Origin of the sequence: Faecalibacterium sp. IP-1-18 (assembly GCF_023347355.1) — a bacterium.
GTDB classification, from domain to species: Bacteria; Bacillota; Clostridia; order Oscillospirales; family Ruminococcaceae; genus Faecalibacterium; species Faecalibacterium prausnitzii.
In genome coordinates this window covers 2,675,435-2,695,187 of sequence record NZ_CP094472.1, presented here as the reverse complement: position 1 = coordinate 2,695,187, position 19,753 = coordinate 2,675,435, and the positions used below count along the sequence as shown (strand labels likewise).

Sequence of the window (19,753 nt, the reverse complement as noted above, 5' to 3'; positions counted from 1 at the left end):
GATGACAGGCATCATCTCAGCCATCATTGCAGGCGCGGTGACCCTGATCGGCGTGCTGATCGCCAACGGAAAAAGCCAGGCGGTGACCGACACCAAGCTGGAAGAACTGACCCGGGAGGTGCGGGAGCATAACAACTTTGCCCGCCGCGTACCCATTTTAGAAGAACAGATGAAGGTGGCCAACCACCGCATCGCAGATTTAGAGAAAGAGAGGAACTGAACCTATGAACGATACCCATTGCAAAATTTCTGCCGCCACCCTGGCACGCACGGCTGCGCTGGCGCTGGCACTGACCAATCAGGTGCTGAGCGCCTGCGGCAAGCCCATGCTGCCCATCGAGAGTGCCACCGTGGAGCAGCTGGTGACCACCGGCCTGACCGTGACCGCCGCCCTTGTGAACTGGTGGAAGAATAACTCCTTCACCCCGGAGGCCATCAAGGCCGACGGCTATCTGGAACAGCTGCGGGAAAAGAAGTAAAGGCTGCCGGGCAGGCGGGACGATATTTTTGTGAATAGAGCAATGCCGGAGCGTCTGAGGACGCTCCGGCATTGCATTTTCACAGGAAGGATATTGGAGCCGTTCCCAACAAAAAACTCCTCCGGCAGTTGCCGGAGGAGCATTCATTTTTCTATTCTAAACACGGATGCGCCGCCCTGACATGGTGCGCAGCCGGGCTTACTTCAGGAACTTTGCCACGGCGCGGGCGACGATGCCGCCCAGAATGCCGGACACCAGAAATTCGGCTACGCCCTGCACGCCAACCAGCAGCACTACGAACATGAAGGGGTTGGCAGCGCCCTTGACGGACACCAGATTCTGCACATAGTCGCAGCCGTAGAAAGCCAGCACGATGTAGCCCATGAAGAACAGGGTGTTCAGGGCGGGTGCGGTCATGGCGCTGAGGATGTAGCTCCAGGTGCGGGACTTGTCCAGCTTCTGCAGAGCCTTGAAGATCAGGCCGCAGCACAGACCCATGAGCACACGCATACCTACGCACAGGATAAAGGTGTTCAGCGGGCTGACCTGAAACAGTGCACCGGTCATGGCAGATGCGCCGGTGATGGCATCGTAGAAGCTCACAGCGCCGAACACGCCGCCCAGCAGGGCACCCACGGCGGGGCCCATGGTGATGGCGCCCACGGCGATGGGCAGGGTGAGGAAGCTCATGTACAGCGGGCCCACGGGCACACTGCCCAGACCGACAAGCTTCATCACCAGTTCAATGGCCACCAGCAGGGCCACACGAGTCAGAGTCTTGGTATTGGTATTCTTCATAATTCAGTTTTCCTCCTGCTGCCGTTCCGCCCTTTGTTGTCGGATACGGCGCAAATCTGCCCGCTCTGTGCGGGTTTTAGGTGAATATTCAAATCTTTGGAAGCGCGTGGTTGTCAGGGCGTGTTCCAGAGAAAAATGCGTTAAAATCTGTCACCGGGGAAGCGCACCCCGGCGCTGCGGCGCGCCACCGTGAGTACCCGGCTCACCGCGATGCTGGTATCCAGCATGCGGGCGCACAGCTCCTGGTCTCCGGCGGTCATGGCGCGGTAAAAGGCCTCGAACTCTGCCGCCTGCCGGGGACGATCCCCGTTCAGGTTGTAGTGCTCCTCCTTGCCCTCGTTGGGATGGAAGGTCACGCCGCCGCAGTAGTTCGGGGTGGATTTTTGCAGGATGTAGCCCTTCGTGCCCTGAATGATGCAGCGGGCAGGGGCTGCGCAGTCCTTGGCAGCAAGGCTTACCGCCTTGAAGCCACTGTAATCCATCATCAGCACACCGCTGGTGTCGATATTGCGCTCCATGTTGGCGGCATACACCGCCTTGTTGGGCTCACCGAACAGACCCACGATGTAGCTGACGTTGTACACGCCCAAATCCATCAGTGCACCGCCCGCGCACAGCGGGTCGAACACCGGCGGGGTCTGCCCGGCGCAAAAGGCGTCGTACCGGCTGGAATACTGGCTGAAGCTGCACTGTACCATGCGCACCGTGCCCACCCGGGGCAGCAGCTCCCGGAGTTTGGCGTAGTTGGGCTGGTACTGGGTGGTCATCGCCTCAAAGAGGAACAGCCGCTTGCGCTGTGCCAGCGCAGCCAGCTCCTCGGTCTCGGCGGCGGTCACCGCCATGGGCTTTTCCACAATGACGTGCTTGCCTGCCTCCAGCGCCACCCGGGCGTAGCGGGCGTGCTGTAAGTTGGGCACGGCGATGTAGACCGCGTCCACCCACTGCAAAAGCTCAAAATAATTGGTAGTGTGCTGCGGAATCTGATATTGTGCACACAGCTCTGCGGCTTTTGCCGCCGAGCGCGGGGTGCTGCACACCGCCTGCACAGTAAACGGCGTGTGCTCCACAAGCCATGGCAAAAATTCCTGCACGATCTTACCCGTGCCAAGAATGCCCAGTTTCATAATGCTCTCCCTTATCCTCTTGTTCCCTCAGCCTACCAGCGCCTCCGGCTCGCGGCGGGTGCGGCGGTTGGGGTGCGGGTGCTTTGCCCGGAGGCGTCCCTGCTGACCGTAATGCCTGCCGCCGCCATGGCTGCGGCCGTGCTCCTGCGGGGCGTTCAGCTGGTACAGCAGTGCCAGCCCCTTCATCAGCAACTCCGGGTCATAGGTCAGGGGGTGGCGGCACAGCGGGGTGACGTACTTTGCCAGACCGCCGGTGACCACCAGTGTAGCCGGGCTGCCCAATTCCTCTTCAATGCGCTGCACCATGCCGTCAATGAGCACGGCGGTGCCCAGCACCGAGCCGGACAGCATACAGCTTTCGGTATTGGTGCCGATGGCTTTTTTCGGGGAGCCCAGATGCACCTGCGGCAGCTGGGCACAGCGCTCACCCAGTGCGCGCAGCCCGGTGGAAAGGCCGGGGCAGATCACGCCGCCCCGGAACACCCGATCCTTGTCCACCACATTAAAGGTGGTGGCGGTGCCAAGGTCTACTGTGATGACCGGCAGCGGAAAGTTTGCCGCCGCATAGGCGGCATCCACCAGCCGGTCCTTGCCCACGGCGCGGGGCTCGTCCACCCCCATGGTCAGCCCGGTGCGGATGTCCGGCGAAACGATGACCGGCTTTTTGCCGGTGTAGTGGCGGGCGCACTCGGCCAGTGCCCCGGTGATCTGGGGCACTACGCTGGTAAGCACTGCACCTTCAAAGCGCATGGGACGCTCCGGATGGCGGCGGTGCGCAAATATTTTATCCATTTCGGCACGATATTCCGCAGCCGTGCGGGTGCGCACCGTGTCCATGCGCGCCACAAAGCATACACGTCCGTCCCGGATGCCCCCAAGGGCGACGGTGGTGTTGCCTATATCAATGGCTAAGATCATAATTCTGTTTTCCTTTTCAAAATAAAAGAAAAGAACCGGTTTGCTCTTTGTCAAGCGTATTTTACCGCATTTTTGCGCCGGATACAAGTTCCCGGCAAAGATTTTGTTGTGCTGGTGGAAGTTTTGCATTATACTAAGGTAAGATATGTGGAAAAGAACTGTTTTTCCGGGAGGTAAACGAACCATGGATCTGAACGGCAAGTGCGTCCTGCTGGGCGTGAGCGGCGGCATTGCCGCCTATAAGATGGCCAACGTGGCCAGTGCACTGCGCAAGCTGGGTGCGGATGTGGAGGTCATCATGACCAAAAACGCCACCCAGTTCATTACCCCTCTCACCTTTGAGACCCTGACCGGCCACAAGTGCATGGTGGACACCTTTGACCGGGATTTCAAGTTTGAGGTCACCCACATCTCGCTGGCAAAAAAAGCGGATGTGATTTTAGTCGCCCCCGCCACCGCCAACGTGATTGCCAAAATGGCGCACGGCATTGCGGACGATATGCTTACCACCGTGGTGCTGGCTGCCAAGTGCCCGAAGCTGGTGGCTCCCGCCATGAACACCGGCATGCTGGAAAACCCCATCACGCAGGATAACCTTGCCACGCTGGAGCGGTACGGCTTTACCGTCATCCCCTCCGAAAGCGGCGTGCTGGCCTGCAAGGATGTGGGCAGCGGACGCCTGCCCAAGGAGGAGGTACTGCTGGAGCACATCCTGCACACCATCGCCCGCCCGAAGGATCTGGCCGGGGTGCGCGTCGCGGTGACCGCCGGCCCTACGCAGGAGGCGCTGGACCCGGTGCGCTACCTGACCAACCACTCCACCGGCAAGATGGGCTACGCCCTTGCCCGCGCCGCCGCCATGCGGGGCGCCGAAGTGACCCTGATCCACGGGCAGACCGCGCTGCCGCCGGTCAAGTTCACCACCGATGTGCCGGTGACCACCGCCCGGCAGATGTACGAGGCGGTGACTGACCGCTTTGACACCACCGATGTGCTCATCATGGCCGCCGCCGTGGCGGACTACCGCCCCGCTACCGTGGCCAACGACAAGATCAAAAAGAAGGAAGGCGACCTCTCCATCCCGGTGGAGCGCACCGAGGATATCCTTGGCACCATCGGCCCCCGCAAGACCCACCAGTTCCTGTGCGGGTTTTCCATGGAGACCCGGGACCTTGTGGAAAACTCCTCCGCGAAGCTTGCCAAGAAGAATCTGGACATGGTGGTGGCAAACAACCTCAAGGTGGCCGGTGCAGGCTTTGGGGTGGACACCAACGTGGTCACCTTCATCACCCCGGACGGCACCCGGGAGCTGCCCCTGATGAGCAAGGCAGACGTGGCTGATGCCATTCTGGACGAGATCCTGCGGCGGCGGGCAAAGTAATACTGCCGGGATTTTGTTGTACACATATCACAAAATTCACAAAAAAATTATGGTTCTTTCCGAAAATTCGGCCTTACCTGTTTATTTTATGCTGCAAAAATTATATAATAAGAGTGTGTCCCTATGTTTGGAAGGAATCGGTCTGCGCTGCAGCCGTTAATATTTGGAGGAGAGCCTTACTATGTTCATGTACTCGGATTATAGCCAGCATCTGCTGGACCATGTAAAGAAAATCCATTTTATCGGCTGCGGCGGCAGCGGAATGTACCCGCTGATCCAGATCCTTGCCGCCAAGGGCTACGAGCTGTCCGGCAGCGATGTGCTGGACGGCAGCATCATCCGCTACGAGCGGGAGATGGGCGTGAAGGTCAGCCTTGGCCACAATGCGGATAACGTTGTCGGTGCGGACATGGTGGTGTACTCTGCCGCCATCTCCAAGGATAACGTGGAGCTGAACGCAGCCGCCTCCTATGGCATTCCCACCGTGGAGCGCAGCGTGCTGCTGGGCTATGTGAGCCGCCTGTATAAGCAGAGCATCTGCGTGTCCGGCACCCACGGAAAGACCACTACCACCTCCATGATCACCACTGCGCTGGAACTGGCAGGCCGCGACCCCTCTGCCGTCATCGGCGGTAAGCTGCCCCTCATCAACGGCTACGGCAAGGCCGGCAAGGGCGATGATATCGTTATCGAGGCCTGTGAGTTCGCCGAGACCTTCCTGAAGCTGACCCCCTACCTGTCCGTGGTGCTGAACATCGACAACGACCATCTGGACTACTACGGCAGCATGGGCGAGCTGAAGTTCGCCTTCAAGCGCTTTGCCCTGATGACCCAGTTCATGATCTTTGCCAACGCTGACGACAAGAACACCATGGACGTGATGTACACGTTGGACCGCCGGGTGCGCACCTTTGCCATCGACAACCACGGCGACTACCGCGCTGTCAACATCAACGAGTATAAGCCCGGCTTCTTCGAGTTCGACCTGAAGGAGTGGAATACGACCGACACCACCCGTATCCGCCTGTCCGTGCCCGGCCGCCACAACATTTATAATGCACTGGCCATGTGCGCCGTGTGCCGCTTTGTGGGCCTGAGCGCAGAGCAGTGCGCCGAAGCTGCCCTGAACTTCAAGGGCGCAGGCCGCCGCTTTGAGGTGTACGGCGAGTGCAACGGTGCGCTGGTCATCGACGACTACGCCCACCACCCCACCGAACTGCGCGCCACCCTGAACACCGCCAAAGAAATGGGCTACAAGCGCCTGATCGCCGTCCACCAGCCGTTTACATACAGCCGCACCAAGATGCTGTTCAACGACTTTGTGGATGTGCTCAAGATCCCGGACATCACGGTGCTGACCCCCATCATGGGCAGCCGCGAGCCCAACGACCCCACCATTACCAGCGCAAAGCTGGCAGCGCAGATCCCCGGCTCCGTGCTGGTGAACAGCCTGCAGGAAGCCGCCGACTGGGTAAAGCAGAACGCCCAGCCCGGTGATCTGGTCATCACCCTCGGCTGTGGCGATATCTATAAAGCCAGCAAGATGATGGTGGAAAAGGATCAGTAAGCTGATTTAAATAATTATAAATACAGAAGCGCCCCGCAGTCATTCGGCTGCGGGGCGCTTCTGCGTCTCTATCTACGATTCTGGAAGGATGTTGGCGTTATCAGAACTTGAACAGATTCACGATGCGCTGCCACAGGCGGGTAAAGATGTTGCCCTCCTTCACCGTCTCAGTCTCAGCCACAACATTGTCGGCAGCGGCCACGGTCTCGGCGGTCTTGTAGACAAACTTCACACTGCTCTCAGCGTCCTCGGGTGCACCGGCAAAGCTGGTGTAGTTTTCCAGCCGGTCGGACATCTCGTCCAGCACGGTCTTAAGGCCGTGCAGCTGATCTTGATCCAGTGCGCCGGTCAGCTTGGAGATGCCCTCCTCGTTGAACTGGTTCAGACCATCGTTCAGCTGGTGGGTGCCGTCATTCAGCTGGCTTGCGCCATCGCTCAGGGTGTTCACGCCGTCGTATAGGGTCTTGGTACCGGCGGCAAGCTGTGCGCTGCCGTCCTTGGCAGAGTGGGCACCGTCTGCGGCGGTCTGCACACCGGCGGTGTACTGGCCCACGCTGGAAACGAAGTACTGGATCTTGGAAAGGCTGTCCTTCAGGGCGCGCACATCCGCGATATCCTGACTGTTCTCTACCTGATACTTCAGCTCTGCCTTGGCGGTGTCCTTGGCTTCCTGACTGGTCAGCAGCTGCACCAGACCGCACAGCATGGAGGGGTCGTAGTTCTGCATCAGGTGCAGAGCGGCCTCCAGATCGTGGTTCGTCTTGGTAGCAGAAAGGTACAGCGCCAGATCCAGCTGGCTGTCCTTGAAGCTGGGCGCCTGCTCCCAGATGGTACGCACCATCTTGCGGCGGCCGGCAGCCAGCGTCTTGTCGTTCATGGTCAGAATGTTGTCGATGACTGCGGCGTAGTTGTCCCAGGTCATATCGGTGTCGATCAGACCGCCCTCTTTCAGGGTCTTGTTGGCAGAAGCCAGCACGCCGTCCGCCACCTGCTGTGCGCCGCTGTTCAGGGCGCTGTTGTTGGAGCTCAGGGTGTCCAGACCGTTGGTCAACTGGCCCAGACCCTTGTCCAGTGCGGCTGCACCGGTGTTCAGGGTGTTGGCACCGTCCAGCAGTGCCAGCACACCGCTTCTCAGCTGGGTGGTACCATCCTCCAGCTGAGAAGCACCGTCCAGCAGCTGGCTCATGGCGTCATTCAGCTGGTTGATGCCGTCGGTCAGGTCGTTGAGGCTGCTCAGGTCAAACACATTGTCGGTGCCCAGAGCCGCAGCGCTGGTGGCGCAGGCCATCATCACCTGCGGGCAGGTCAGCCCGGTGACATCTGCCTCCACCGTGATGGTGTCCTGCAGATAGTCCTCAATGGTGTCCAGTTCGTCCGGCAGCAGACCGGACAGGGAATCCTTCACGCCCGGCAGGGTGACAAAGGCAGCCACATTGCTCTTGGCGGCACTTTCCACCAGACCGTGTGCAGCCACCACGTTGGTGGCATCCTGCCCAAAGATCACACCCACAGCGGTGACCAGCGGGGTGACGATGGTGCGGTCGGTGCCGTTCACGTTCACGGTGCCGGTCTCGTTGTTCTTCAGGGCGATGGTCATGGTCAGATGACCGCTCTTGCCGATCAGATCTTCCAGCGCGGCTTCCTGACCGTCCAGCGCGTAGGTGACGGTAGCTTGAATGGGCAGGGCGCGGTCGGTATCACCTTTATAATACACATCGGTATCATCGGTGTTCCACACCAGCTTTTCGCCGTCCTGTGTGAACTCGGCGCTGCTCTCGGTGTTCTGGATATTGGTCAGGGTGCTCTGGTCGGTCACCTTGGACAGACCGGAGGCGCTGTAAACGTGCTCGCTGACAGTGGTGCTCTGGATGGAGCCATCGGCGTTCATCACAGCGTACACGGTCTCAGACTTGGTAAAGCTGCTGCCGCCTGCGGCAAAAGCCGGGGCTGCGCAGCTGGCGGCAAGGGCAACTGCCAGCGCCGCACTGGCGAAACGAAGCGATTTTTTCATAACGCATTACTCCTTTTCAGACTTCTTGGCGTTGGCAGATTCAGGTACCATCCATTTCAGGGTGGTGTGGCGGATGAGCCAGTCACACAGCATCAGGGCGGCGGGCAGTACCACCAGAATGACCAGCATACTGATCAGAGCACCACGGGAGATCAGCAGGCAGATGCTCCGCAGCAGCTCCATCTTGCTGATGGCGGCCACGCCGACCGTAGCGGCAAAGAAGGTCAGGCCGCTGGTCAGGATGGACTGACTGCAATGCTCCAGCGACTGCTGGGCAGCCTCCTTGGGGGTGCGGCCAAAGGCGCGCTCCTCGTGATAACGGGTGGTCATCAGGATGGAGTAGTCCACGGTAGCACCCAGCTGGATGGTGCCGATGACGATGCTGGCGATGAAGGGCAGCTGCGTACCGGTAAAGTACGGGATGCCCATGTTGATGGCGATAGCGGCTTCGATGCTGGCAACCAGCAGCACCGGGATGGAGATGCTCTTGAAGGAGATGGCGATGATGACCAGCACGGCCATGATCGACCAGACGTTGACGTTCTTGAAGTCCACGTCTGCCACCTCGATCAGGTCTTTGGTCATGGCACCTTCACCGGTGATGACGCCCTCGGGATCTACATTTTTAATCAGGCCGATCATCTTGTCCAGCTGGCTGTTGATGGCATCCGTGCCGGTCTTGTAGGAGCTGTTGGCCAAAATCAGCTTGTAGCCGCCGGACTGCAGGATCTCCATCACGCTGTCGGGCAGCAGCTCGGTGTCAAAGCCGGGGCCGGTAATGGAATCTAGACTTACCACCTGCGTGATGCCGTCCACGTCCTTCAACTCGTCACACAGGTCGGACACCTGCGTAGCGGTCAGGTCGTCATGCACCAGAATGAAGTGGCTGGTGGTCATGCCAAAGTCCTCGCCCAGCTTGTTGGTGCCCACGATGCCGGTCAGATCCTGGGGCAGGGAGTCGAACAGGGTATAGTACACGCTGGTCTTGTTCTGCGCAATGGCAAAGGGAATGAGGATGAGGATAAAGACGGCCACGATGGGCGCTGCGTGCTTGGAAACAAAGTAGCTCAGCTTGGTCAGCCGAGGGATGACAGTGCGGTGCTTGTATTTTTCCACCCACTTATCAAAGGTAAGGATCAGGGCGGGCAGAATGACCACGGTGCAGATGACGCCCAGTGCCACGCCCTTTGCCATGACAAGGCCGATATCGCGGCCCAGCGTCAGACGCATGGCGCACAGTGCAAGGAAGCCTGCAATGGTGGTCAGGCTGGAAGCGGAGATGGAGGTCATGGTCTTGCAGATAGCGCTGACCATGGCTTCCTCATTGGTGGAGCGCAGCTCCTTTTCTTCCTGATAGCGGTGCAGCAGGAAGATGGAGAAGTCCATCGTAACGCCCAACTGCAGCACGGTGGCAAGCGCCTCGGTGATGTAGCTGATCTGCCCCAGCAGGATGTTGGTGCCGAAGTTGTACGCGATGGGGAACAGCAGACCCAGCATGAACAGCAGCGGGGTGATGGTGCTTTCCAGCGAGAGGAACAGCACCAGCAGGCTGGCGCCCACGGCGATCAGGATGTACAGGGGCATTTCCTGATTGACCAGCGCCTTGGTGTCCTGCAGAATGACGCTCATGCCGCCGAAGAAGCAGTCCTTGCGCAGCAGCTTTTCGATCTGCTTGACGGCTTCCATGGTCTCGTCGCTGGCGCTGGGGGCGTCAAAGCGGACGATCAGCATGGTGGAATCATTTTTGCCGAACATGAACTGCTGCACATCGGCAGGCAGCATGGCGGTGGGGATGCTGGGGTCGATCACATCGCTGAGCCAGAAGGTCTGGGTAACGCCGGGCACGGCTTCTATCTCCTTTTTCATAGCGATGAGTTCGTTGGTTGGCAGGCCCTCTACCGTGATCATACCGGTGGAGGCCAGATGGAAATCGTCCTCAAGGGCTACCTCGCCGATCATGGAGTCCAGATCCTGCGGCAGGTAGGTGAGGATGTCATAATTGATGCGGGTGGCAATGGCGCCGATCGCGGAAGGGATCAACAGCAGCACGGCCACTGTTAAGATCAACTTGCGCAGACGCACGATGCCTTGTGCGATCTTTTTCATGAGAACCCTCCAGAATAGAAAGTTGATTGGGAAAGCCCGCGAAACTGACCGCCGGTCATCTTCCGGGCAAACACTATTATATTCAGCCCGGGCAGTGTGTCAAGCAGGAAAAGTGACTGAAAGTCAGTTTTTTTATCACCTGCAAAAAATTGTATAGCAAACCGGGCTTGCACAAACGGCAAAGGACTGCTAAACTAAGGTACGCAGACCGGACGCAGCACATACCTGCGTCTAAATTCAGAGAAAAGAGGAATCTACCCAGAGCATGAGCACCGTGGAAGGGAAGAAACAGGAAAAGCGCCGCGCCCTGCTGGATGCAGCCTACGAGCTGTTTCTGGAGCGGGGCACCGCCAAGACCAGCGTGGAGGATATCACCAGCCGGGCAAAGGTGGGCAAAGGCACGTTTTACCTGTATTTTCAGGATAAGGGCGCGGTAATGCAGGCGCTGCTGGGGCGGGTGAGCTACCAGCTGCTGAGCGATGCCTGCCTTGCGGTCGAGCAGCACCCCGAGCTGCCCGACTTTACCGCACAGGTGGTGTTCGTCATCGACCATATCATCGAGGCTTTGCGGCAGGATGCGCTGGTGCTGCGGTTTCTGGAGCGCAACTTCGTCTGGCCCGGGTTGGACCAAATCGAAGCCAGCAGGGAAGCCGAGCCCCTGATGCGCAAGCTGCTGGCCATCGTGCTTTCCAGCCCGGAGATGGCCGGACGTAGTGAGCGGGAGGTCTACCAGCGCATCACCGCCCTTGGCAGTATGTGTATGTCAGTGTGCTATTCCAGCATTCTGGAGGGCAAGCCGGACAACATCGACGCCATGAAGCCGGTGCTGTACGATATCATCCGCCGGGCGCTTTCGCCGGAAAAGTAAAAAAGAACGCATAAAAAGCACAAAAGGTCTTGCTTTTTGCAAAAAGCTGTGGTAAACTATCTAAGTCGATATGACATGGACGGTTAGCTCAGCTGGTAGAGCATCTGCTTGACGTGCAGGAGGTCACAGGTTCGAGTCCTGTACCGTCCACCATACAGTTCGTACTCGAACCCGATTCTTTACGAAAAAGGGTTCGGGTACGTTTTTTGTTTATCGGAAGTTCTGCGGAAGGACTCCACAGAGCGTTAAACGAGCAAAGGCAGGGTATCACTATGACGGTGGTATCCTGCCTTTTGCTTTGAGGAATCAAGTTCGCTTTGTGCGAACTTGGTCGTCACCCTATATGACGCATTGGGGGCAATCGCTGTGTACGTGCGTACCGGGAGCCTGTACACCTCTGACAATGTGTAACACACTAGACTTTGTTCCAAAGTCCGTGTGCTAAGGGGCAGGCCCCTTAGAATTCCTGTGGAGTGTGTACGCACGTACGCAGGAAAACGGCAAAATTTCACTATATCGGGGTGTTCTTTCATTGGAGAGTATGATATACTCGGCTTAGTTCAACAAATCGGAATTGAGGGAGTAGGAGAAATCGAGATTGGAGGATAAGTTGGTGAACAAGATTTTCAAAGGTCTTATTCGATTTTTGATAGAAGTGATAGTTATGACTGTTTTGATTGTTGGGATCAACATATTTACGAATGGTATGTATCTTTGGGGATTGCCCCGCATAAATGATATTCAGTCTGTAAATATCACGTATCCGAGTGTCACGGATGATGTTAAAGAAATTTCGAGCAGTGAGGACATTGAGTTAGCCTTAAAGCTAACGGGATTTCTGAAATATGATTTATTTGGGGAAATGAATAGCGAAGAAGAACCCGCTATTACAATTACTTATTTTCTCAAGGACGGAACAAGCAAAACAATCTCCGCTAATAACACTACTGTCTGGTGGAACAATAAAATTCATGTAATCAAGGACAAGGAAATGTTTGTCAACCTAACAGAGGGAATTTTCTTTCTGGAAGATTTACAAACAAAGTAAATCAATTCCAGTTTGCTGTACTCGTTCCTAGCAGGGTTTGGGGCAGGCACGCCCCAACAAGAAGCTGTCCCAAAGGGGCAAGAATTTTCAAGAATTGAAAATTTGTGGCCACGGGACGATTCTTGCTCTCAGCTTTTTCGCTGCGTTTCGCAATTTTCACATTTCAATCTGCTCGCAGATTGTTGACAAGCTGCGCTTGACCCGATACTATAAAGGCAAGTCGAATACACGCCAAGGAGGTGCAACCATGATCGCCGTGATCTACGCCCGCTATTCATCTGACAGCCAGCGAGAAGCGTCCATTGAAGGACAACTGCGCGACTGCAAGGACTACGCCGAGAAGAACGGCATCACCGTGGTCGGCACCTACATTGACCGTGCCTACTCTGCCAAAACGGATGACCGCCCGGACTTTCAGCGGATGATCAAGGACAGCGGAAAGAAAATCTTCGACGTAGTTCTGGTCTGGAAGCTGGACCGCTTTGCCCGGAACCGATTCGATGCCGTGAACTACAAGTACCAGCTGGAAAAGAACGGTGTCCATCTGGTGTCTGCCATGGAACCCATCTCACAGGGGCCTGAAGGCATTATGGTGGAGAGTATGCTGATTGGCATGGCGGAATACTATTCCGCCGAACTCGCCCTGAAAGTGGCGCGCGGTGAGCGCGAAAACGCCCTCCAGTGCAAGTACAACGGCGGTGTGGTGCCGCTGGGCTTCACCATTGGCAAGGAGGACAGGCTGTACCATATCGACCCGGAGACGGCTCCCATCGTGCAGGAAATCTTCAGCCGGTATGCCGACGGCGAACCGGCCGAGAAGATCGCAGCATCCCTGAACGAGCGCGGTCTGCGTACCCGCACCGGGAAGCCGTTCGTGAAGAACAGCTTCTTCCAGATCTTCCGGAACCGCCGCTACATCGGCGAATATCGCTACAAGGACATTGTGACACCGGGTGGCATTCCCACCATCGTGGACGAGGATTTGTTCAACCGGGTACAGCAGCGTTTTGAGCAGAACAAGATCGCCCACGGTCGGCCTGCAAAAGAGGATGTGAGCTATCTGCTGACCACCAAGCTGTTCTGTGGCAAGTGCGGCACCCTGATGGGTGGCGAAAGCGGCACCAGCCACATGGGAAACACCTACTATTACTACAAGTGCGGCAACGCCAAACGCCACGGCAAGGCGCACTGCGACCTGAAAGCCATCCGCAAGGAGCCTCTGGAGCGGTTCGTGGTGGACACTGCCATTAAGGTGATTTTCAGCGATGAAATCATCGAACAGCTGATAGATTTGGTCATAGAAGCCCAGCAGAAGGAGAACACCCGGCTGCCTGTCCTGAAAGACCAGCTCAGGGACACGGAGAAGCGGCTGGCAAACCTTCTGGAAGCCATTGAACAGGGCATCCTGACCCCGACCACCAAGCAGCGTTTGGACGAGCTGGAAGCCCGGAAAGAAGCTCTGAACACCAGCATTCTGGAAGAAGAGCTGAAAAAGCCCGTCTTGACCCGTGAGTGGATTCGGTTCTGGCTTGAAAAATTCCGCAAGGGTGACGTGGGCAGCACGGAACACCAGCGGCAGATCATTGATACCTTTGTCAACTCGGTCTACGTCTTTGATGACCGGGTCGTACTCAACTTCAACTTCACGGACGATGCCAAAACGGTCACCCGTGAGGAAGTGTTGGGTTCGAGTGCCGTGGACAATGCTCCACCACATCCCCAGACCATTCGGTCTGGGGATTTTTTTGTGGCGGACGGTACAGAACGAGAACCGGAACAAGTAAAGGCAGGGTATCACTATGGTAGTGGTATCCTGCCTTTTGCTATTTTTAACAGTGTATGATATACTCGGCTTAGCCCAGTAAATTGGAAGTTATGGAGGTAACAATACTTATGAAAAAATTTCTTTCTTTGTTTTTGTGTCTTACCTGTATACTGACTTTAGCTGCGTGTGGAAAAAAAGCAGCGCCCATTACGCTACCTCAAGCCGATAAGATTACATCTATTGATATAACGATTGAAGAAAACACAGTAAGTCATTCAGATAAAACTTGGATGAGTGAAATAATCGCCGATATTTCTAGTTCTAAACCGACTAAGAAGGAAAGCGTTCAAGATGTCCCGCAAGCGGAAAGTTATATCAGGATTGACTTCCGGCATGAGACAGGAACAATTACTATCTTTGCGTATGAGGACAGGGGGAAGTACTATCTTGAACAACCTTATCAAGGAATTTATAAAATTGAACGCAGACTGTTCGAAAGGCTAAAAGAAACGGATTGATTTCAGGTTGCCGTACTCGTTCCCTGCAGGGTTTGGGGCTCCGCACGCCCCAGCAAGAGCATCCGCCTTGCGCATGTAGTCATTTTGTGATACAATGACTCTGACAGGAGGTGTCCCGTATGATGCAGACATTCGTTCGCCCTTCCCGGGATCTGCGCAACCATTACGCTGAGCTTTCGGAGATGCTCAAAGACCACAACCATGTGATCATCACGAATCATGGCCGTGGAGAATCCGTACTCATCAACATTGAGGACTACGCCAAGTACGAGGAGTTTTTGCACCAGCGATATGTTGCCGAGGCACTTGCCAAGGCAACACAGCAGGCGGCTGACCCCGACACGCAGTGGGAAGACCACGAAAGCGTATGGGAGACGCTGAGCAAGCAGTATGACGTATAAGATCAAATATCTGCCCCTTGCTGTGCAGGACTTGAACGATATCGCCCGGTATCTGTCTGGCTTTTACCCTAAAACAGCCAGCCGTGTGCTGCGAGGTGCTTGGAATCTGCCGCAGTATCTGGAATAAATTCAACTTCGACTGCTGTGAACGGTACAGAACCCCCCCGGCAGGCAATCACCATTACGGTGGCAGCCTGCCGGGGGTATTATAATATTATGCTGTCAAAAGCTTTCTTGCCTTACACCTCGTGCTCAGCCCAGTCCTGACTGCGGCCCACGGCCTTGTGCCAGCCCCTGACCAGCTTTTCCCGCTGGGCAGCGTCCATTTTGGGCTCAAACAGCTGGTTGCAGCTCCACAGGTGGCTGATCTCCTCCCGGCTCTTCCACACGCCGGTGGCAAGGCCGGCCAGATACGCCGCGCCAAGGGCGGTAGTCTCCCGGATGGCCGGGCGCAGCACCTCCTTGTTCAGGATGTCGGACTGGAACTGCATCAGGAAGTGGTCGCGGCTGGCGCCGCCGTCCACCTTCAGGGTGCTGATGGTGATGTCGGTGTCCTTCTCCATGGCCCACATCAGGTCGGCGCTCTGGTAGGCGATGGATTCCTCTGCTGCGCGGATGATGTGGTTCTGGGTGGTGCCGCGGGTGATGCCCAGAATGGCACCCCGGGCGTACATATCCCAATAAGGTGCGCCCAGACCGGTAAAGGCGGGCACGATGTACACACCGCCGTTGTCCGGCACCTTCTGGGCGTAGTACTCGGAATCGCAGCTGTCCTGGATCAGGTGCATCCCGTCCCGGATCCACTGGATGACCGCGCCGCCCACAAAGACGGAGCCTTCCAGCGCATATTCTACCTCGCCGTCAAGGCTGATGGCAATGGTGGTGACCAGACCGTTCTTGCTCTGGTAGATCTTGTTGCCGGTGTTCATCAACAGGAAACAGCCGGTGCCATAGGTATTTTTCACGTCGCCGGGCTTAAAGCAGCCCTGCCCGAACAGCGCGGCCTGCTGGTCGCCTGCAATACCGGCCACCGGCACGTCCACGCCCTGAATGTTGGTGTAGCCGTACACCTCGCTGGAGTCCTTCACGCTGGGCAGGATGCAGCGGGGGATGTCCAGCGCCTTGAGCAGGGTGTCGTCCCAGTCCAGCGTGCGGATATTGTACAGCATGGTGCGGCTGGCGTTGGTGCGGTCGGTAACGTGCACCTTGCCGCCGGTCAGCTTCCAGACCAGCCAAGTGTCCACCGTGCCGAACAAAAGCTCCCCGGCCTCGGCCTTTTCCCGCGCACCGGGGACGTTTTCCAGGATCCACTTGATCTTGGTGGCAGAGAAATAGGCGTCCGGCACAAGGCCAGTGTTTTCCCGGATATAGTCCGCCATGCCGGGGGTCTTGAGCAGCTCGTCCACAAGGGGCGCGGTGCGGCGGCACTGCCAGACGATGGCGTTATACACCGGGCGTCCGGTGCTCTTGTCCCACAGGATGGTGGTCTCGCGCTGGTTGGTGATGCCAATGCCCGCAATGTCCTTGGGGTCTACGCCGCTTTGGGCGATTACCTCGTTCATCACGCCGTACTGGCTGGACCAGATCTCCATGGGGTTGTGCTCCACCCAGCCCTGATGGGGGTAGATCTGCTCAAATTCCCGCTGCTGCACGCAGACAATGTTCTGCTCGTTGTCAAACAGGATCGCCCGGCTGCTGGTAGTGCCCTGATCCAGTGAGAGGATATATTTGGTCTGGCTCATGATCTTCTCTCCTTGCTCTGAAGCTTGAGCGCAAAACAAAAAAGAGCGCACCAAACAAAGCTATCTGCTCTGTCTGTCGCTCTCCTGCTCTGCGCAAACATATTCTGTGCTTATTGTACACGCTCCGCAGGAAAAATACAAGCTTCTGCGCGATTTTTGGAGGTTCTGCACAAGGGGGCCGCCCCGCCGTTGAACACTCTGCCGAAAGGGTGCGCGGTGCAGCCGCTGCGGCTGTGAAAATGGGACACCGGAGCGTCCGCAGACGCTCCGGTGTCCCGAGTACCATTCAAAATCGTTCTATTACAACTGCTGCTTTGCCAGCACGTCAGAGGTAGGGGTCTGGAACACCGGAATGTCGGCATAGGGGTCGGCAGCGGTGTCGGCGGGCAGACTCTTCATATACTCGTCCATGGCGACAGCCACCTTCTTGGCAACAGCCACAGCCTCTACCACGGTGCGTGCGCCCATGACGGCGTCGCCGCCGGCAAATACGCCCTCGCGGGTGGTGCGGCCGTCCTCGCTGACACTCAGCAGACCCTTCTGGTTGGTCTCGATGCCGGTCGTGGTCTTGACGAGGTTGCTCTCAGAACCCTGACTGACCGACACGATGACGCCGGTGTGGGGGTAAAAAGTCTCGCTGCCCTCTACCTGCGTGAACTTGCCGTCCTCACCCTTGACGGTGTCGCGGCAGATCAGACCGTTTTCCCGGATCTCCACCGGTGCCTTGCAGAAACGGAAGCCCACGCCTTCCAGTTTGGCATAGCTCACTTCGTACTCGGAAGCGCTGATGCAGCTTTCGTCCCGGCGGGCGTAGCAGGTAACGTGGCGGGCACCGTTGCGGATGGCGGTGCGGGCGCAGTCCATAGCGGAGTTGCCCACGCCGATGACGGCCACGTCATCGCCCAGACGGAAGGCCTTGGAGTTTGCCAGATAGTCGATGCCGAAAGCCACGTTGCCAAGGCTCTCGCCCTTGATGTGCATGGCGTTGGCCTTCCACAGACCGGCGCCGATGAACACGCTCTTATAGCCGTCGCGGAACAAATCGTCGATGGTGATGGTCTTGCCGATGGTGGTGTTGGGGCGCACCTTGATGCCCTTCAGTTCCAGATGACGATACTGGAAATCGTCCAGCACACTGTCCGGCAGGCGGTAGTTGGGGATGCCGTAACGCATCACGCCGCCGATCTTATCCCGGGCGTCAAAGATGGTCACATCGTAGCCCCAGCGTGCCAGCAGCACCGCGATGGTCAGGCCTGCCGGGCCGGAGCCCACCACAGCGGCCTTCATGCCGTTTTTCGGGGCAGGGCCTGCGGTCATCTTGTTGGCGTAGGTGGTGGAGATATAGTCCTCGATGATGGAAAAGTGCACCGGGTCGTGGCTGGGCATCCGGTTGCGGATGCAGTGACCCTCGCACTGCTTTTCGTGGTTGCACACCAGACTGCATACAGTGGTCAGGGGGTTGTTTTCAAACAGCATCCGGCCCGCAGCGTCCATCTGGTTTGCCTTGAGCAGACGGATGACCTCCGGGATATTGGTGTGGATGGGGCAGCCCTCCTGACACATCGGCTTTTTGCAGCCGAGGCAGCGGTTGGCTTCGTCCAGAACATGAAGTGCCATGGGTTCCTCCTTGTGTTTCCCCTGCGGGGACAGTCGTTTTTTACAGGTTCGTTGTATCCAACATTGCATTGCTTTAATCATACACCCGAACTGCGCCGGATACAAGAGGGCACAATATAAAATTTTTGGCGTTATTTTTTGTCAATTCGTCAAAAAGATAATTTTTTGACGATATATCCCGCCCATCGGCTCCGGTTTTGTCCGGCACAGCGCACCAAGGTCGCTGGCTCTGCTCTGGGCAGCAGCCATTTGGGCGCAGGTCTCGTTTTCCCGTGCCAGCCGCGCCAGCGAGTGGGACAGCGGCAGCGCCGTCTCCCCGGGCAGGGACAGAGCCTCCTTGCGTGCGCCCAGCAGGTGCAGATAGGGCGGCAGCGCCGGGGTCTGGGCGGTGTAGCCCAGCGCCGCATCCATCGCCAGCCGCCGCATCCGCGCCCGGGGGTAACGCACGGTGGTCAGGGCATCCAGCAAAGCGGGCAGGCTTGCGGTCTCCCGCACGGCGTTTTCCAGCCGGTGCTCCAAGCCTTCGGATACCCCGCGCACCGCGGCAAAGGGGGCTTGCCCTGCGCAGGCTGCCCGCAGCAGTGCCAGCTCGCAGTGCCCCATGACCGCAAAATCCGTATACTTTCCGTCATATTCTGCCTGTTTATACAGTTTCAGCGCCTTTTCCGGCACATAAGGTGCCAGTGCCGCCGCGCCGCCCTCTGCCCAGAGCGCCCGCAGGGCGCTGGCGCTGGCAAAGGCTGTATGGCTGCTTTCGGTCAGCGCCTGCCCGTGGTCTGCGCCCTGCCGGGGCAGGGCGATGGGCTGCATTTCTACATTCTGTTCTATGATTGCTTTACAATACTCTACGGCAAGATTATTGTTGGGCTTGTCCAGCAGTGCGGCAACGTCTGACCCCGGGCACAGCGCCTGCACCGCCGCCTGCCGGGCGGCGGCAAAGCTGCGTGCCCCGGCGGCAAGCTGCTGTTTCAGCGCGGTGCGGTATGCTTCGCTGCACAGCACCCGGGCAGCTTTTTGCAGTAGGGCGGTGTCCGGGTTCTCTGCCCCAAAGACCAGCGCATCGCACCCGGCAGCAGCCAGAATGCGCACCCCTGCCCGGGCAAAAGCCTCGGCACCGGCGCAGGCGCAGGGCGCGGGCAGGGCAAACACGAGGTCTGCTCCGCAGGCAAGCGCCGCCTGCACCCGCACCGCCTCCGGCAACAGCGGCAGCGCTCCCCGCTGGGTAAGCCCGCAGCTCATGGCAACGGCCACCCGCTGCGCCCCCAGCGCCCGCGCCTGCGCCAGCTGCCATGCGTGGCCGTTGTGGAAGGGGTCGTACTCCGCAATGATGCCTGCAAACTTCATGGAACTGCTCCTTTTCGCCAAAAGATTGTTAAAATTATATCGGATATACAGAAAAATCCTGACGTT

General features: G+C 57.7%; 18 protein-coding genes and 1 tRNA gene. 11 read left to right on the top strand and 8 right to left on the bottom strand.

Annotated features, from left to right (window positions below; translation table 11 throughout):
• Position 1: 1 nt before the first annotated feature.
• Together MTP43_RS12790 and MTP43_RS12785 are read left to right on the top strand one after the other, a co-directional pair.
• The gene (locus tag MTP43_RS12790) at positions 2 to 220 is read left to right on the top strand and encodes a hypothetical protein (RefSeq protein ID WP_015537354.1); all 219 of its coding nucleotides are present in this window, start codon (positions 2 to 4) and stop codon (positions 218 to 220) included.
• Between the two features lie 4 nt (positions 221 to 224).
• On the top strand, positions 225 to 479 hold the full coding sequence (locus tag MTP43_RS12785; protein ID WP_015537355.1) for a phage holin: 255 nt from the start codon (positions 225 to 227) through the stop codon (positions 477 to 479).
• A 198-nt stretch (positions 480 to 677) separates the two neighbouring features.
• Here the strand turns inward: MTP43_RS12785 and MTP43_RS12780 are convergent, their stop codons facing one another.
• The 3 genes from MTP43_RS12780 to MTP43_RS12770 all read right to left on the bottom strand — a co-directional run bounded on the left by MTP43_RS12780 (position 678) and on the right by MTP43_RS12770 (position 3,319).
• The gene (locus tag MTP43_RS12780; protein WP_097783036.1) at positions 678 to 1,277 is read right to left on the bottom strand and encodes an ECF transporter S component; all 600 of its coding nucleotides are present in this window, start codon (positions 1,275 to 1,277) and stop codon (positions 678 to 680) included.
• A 140-nt stretch (positions 1,278 to 1,417) separates the two neighbouring features.
• Complete coding sequence (locus MTP43_RS12775) at positions 1,418 to 2,401, bottom strand: Gfo/Idh/MocA family protein (protein ID WP_005921556.1); 984 nt, start codon at positions 2,399 to 2,401, stop codon at positions 1,418 to 1,420.
• A gap of 27 nt (positions 2,402 to 2,428) precedes the next feature.
• Complete coding sequence (locus tag MTP43_RS12770) at positions 2,429 to 3,319, bottom strand: type III pantothenate kinase (RefSeq protein ID WP_097783037.1); 891 nt, start codon at positions 3,317 to 3,319, stop codon at positions 2,429 to 2,431.
• Between the two features lie 184 nt (positions 3,320 to 3,503).
• Here MTP43_RS12770 and coaBC point away from each other — a divergent pair, with 184 nt between their 5' ends.
• Positions 3,504 to 4,700 (top strand): bifunctional phosphopantothenoylcysteine decarboxylase/phosphopantothenate--cysteine ligase CoaBC, encoded by a 1,197-nt coding sequence (gene coaBC, locus MTP43_RS12765; protein ID WP_112122047.1) that lies wholly within the window; start codon positions 3,504 to 3,506, stop codon positions 4,698 to 4,700.
• 181 nt (positions 4,701 to 4,881) lie between these two features.
• The gene (gene murC, locus MTP43_RS12760; protein ID WP_015537359.1) at positions 4,882 to 6,267 is read left to right on the top strand and encodes a UDP-N-acetylmuramate--L-alanine ligase; all 1,386 of its coding nucleotides are present in this window, start codon (positions 4,882 to 4,884) and stop codon (positions 6,265 to 6,267) included.
• 100 nt (positions 6,268 to 6,367) lie between these two features.
• Here murC and MTP43_RS12755 read toward each other — a convergent pair whose 3' ends face one another.
• Both MTP43_RS12755 and MTP43_RS12750 read right to left on the bottom strand, forming a co-directional pair.
• A complete protein-coding gene (locus tag MTP43_RS12755) occupies positions 6,368 to 8,278 on the bottom strand; it encodes a hypothetical protein (protein WP_249234874.1) in 1,911 nt (636 codons plus the stop codon).
• A 6-nt stretch (positions 8,279 to 8,284) separates the two neighbouring features.
• Positions 8,285 to 10,384 (bottom strand): efflux RND transporter permease subunit, encoded by a 2,100-nt coding sequence (locus MTP43_RS12750; protein WP_005921569.1) that lies wholly within the window; start codon positions 10,382 to 10,384, stop codon positions 8,285 to 8,287.
• Between the two features lie 265 nt (positions 10,385 to 10,649).
• On the opposite strand from MTP43_RS12750, the gene MTP43_RS12745 reads away from it, so the two are divergent.
• The 7 genes from MTP43_RS12745 (at position 10,650) to MTP43_RS12715 (ending at position 15,111) form a co-directional block, all read left to right on the top strand.
• Positions 10,650 to 11,252 carry a TetR/AcrR family transcriptional regulator gene (locus tag MTP43_RS12745; protein ID WP_117528137.1) on the top strand — a complete coding sequence of 201 codons (603 nt, stop codon included), beginning with the start codon at positions 10,650 to 10,652 and terminating at the stop codon, positions 11,250 to 11,252.
• A gap of 77 nt (positions 11,253 to 11,329) precedes the next feature.
• Positions 11,330 to 11,405 (top strand) — tRNA-Val (locus MTP43_RS12740).
• A gap of 445 nt (positions 11,406 to 11,850) precedes the next feature.
• Complete coding sequence (locus MTP43_RS12735; RefSeq protein ID WP_005923126.1) at positions 11,851 to 12,300, top strand: hypothetical protein; 450 nt, start codon at positions 11,851 to 11,853, stop codon at positions 12,298 to 12,300.
• Positions 12,301 to 12,547: 247 nt separating this feature from the next.
• Positions 12,548 to 14,143, top strand: coding sequence for a recombinase family protein (locus MTP43_RS12730; protein WP_249234873.1), 1,596 nt, complete (start codon positions 12,548 to 12,550; stop codon positions 14,141 to 14,143).
• Between the two features lie 50 nt (positions 14,144 to 14,193).
• Positions 14,194 to 14,583, top strand: a complete 390-nt coding sequence (locus MTP43_RS12725; RefSeq protein WP_015537363.1) for a DUF5301 domain-containing protein — start codon at positions 14,194 to 14,196, stop codon at positions 14,581 to 14,583.
• Positions 14,584 to 14,702: 119 nt separating this feature from the next.
• Positions 14,703 to 14,984 carry a type II toxin-antitoxin system prevent-host-death family antitoxin gene (locus MTP43_RS12720; protein ID WP_005921133.1) on the top strand — a complete coding sequence of 94 codons (282 nt, stop codon included), beginning with the start codon at positions 14,703 to 14,705 and terminating at the stop codon, positions 14,982 to 14,984.
• Positions 14,974 to 15,111 carry a hypothetical protein gene (locus MTP43_RS12715; protein ID WP_005921132.1) on the top strand — a complete coding sequence of 46 codons (138 nt, stop codon included), beginning with the start codon at positions 14,974 to 14,976 and terminating at the stop codon, positions 15,109 to 15,111. The genes MTP43_RS12720 and MTP43_RS12715 overlap by 11 nt, the downstream gene beginning before the upstream one ends.
• 112 nt (positions 15,112 to 15,223) lie before the next feature.
• On the opposite strand, the gene glpK is transcribed toward MTP43_RS12715, so the two are convergent.
• The 3 genes from glpK to MTP43_RS12700 form a co-directional block, all read right to left on the bottom strand.
• A complete protein-coding gene (gene glpK / locus MTP43_RS12710) occupies positions 15,224 to 16,726 on the bottom strand; it encodes a glycerol kinase GlpK (RefSeq protein WP_015537364.1) in 1,503 nt (500 codons plus the stop codon).
• A 300-nt stretch (positions 16,727 to 17,026) separates the two neighbouring features.
• On the bottom strand, positions 17,027 to 18,343 hold the full coding sequence (locus tag MTP43_RS12705) for an NAD(P)-dependent oxidoreductase (RefSeq protein ID WP_015537365.1): 1,317 nt from the start codon (positions 18,341 to 18,343) through the stop codon (positions 17,027 to 17,029).
• 141 nt (positions 18,344 to 18,484) lie between these two features.
• On the bottom strand, positions 18,485 to 19,687 hold the full coding sequence (locus MTP43_RS12700; RefSeq protein WP_117526349.1) for a nucleotidyltransferase family protein: 1,203 nt from the start codon (positions 19,685 to 19,687) through the stop codon (positions 18,485 to 18,487).
• Positions 19,688 to 19,753 lie beyond the last annotated feature (66 nt).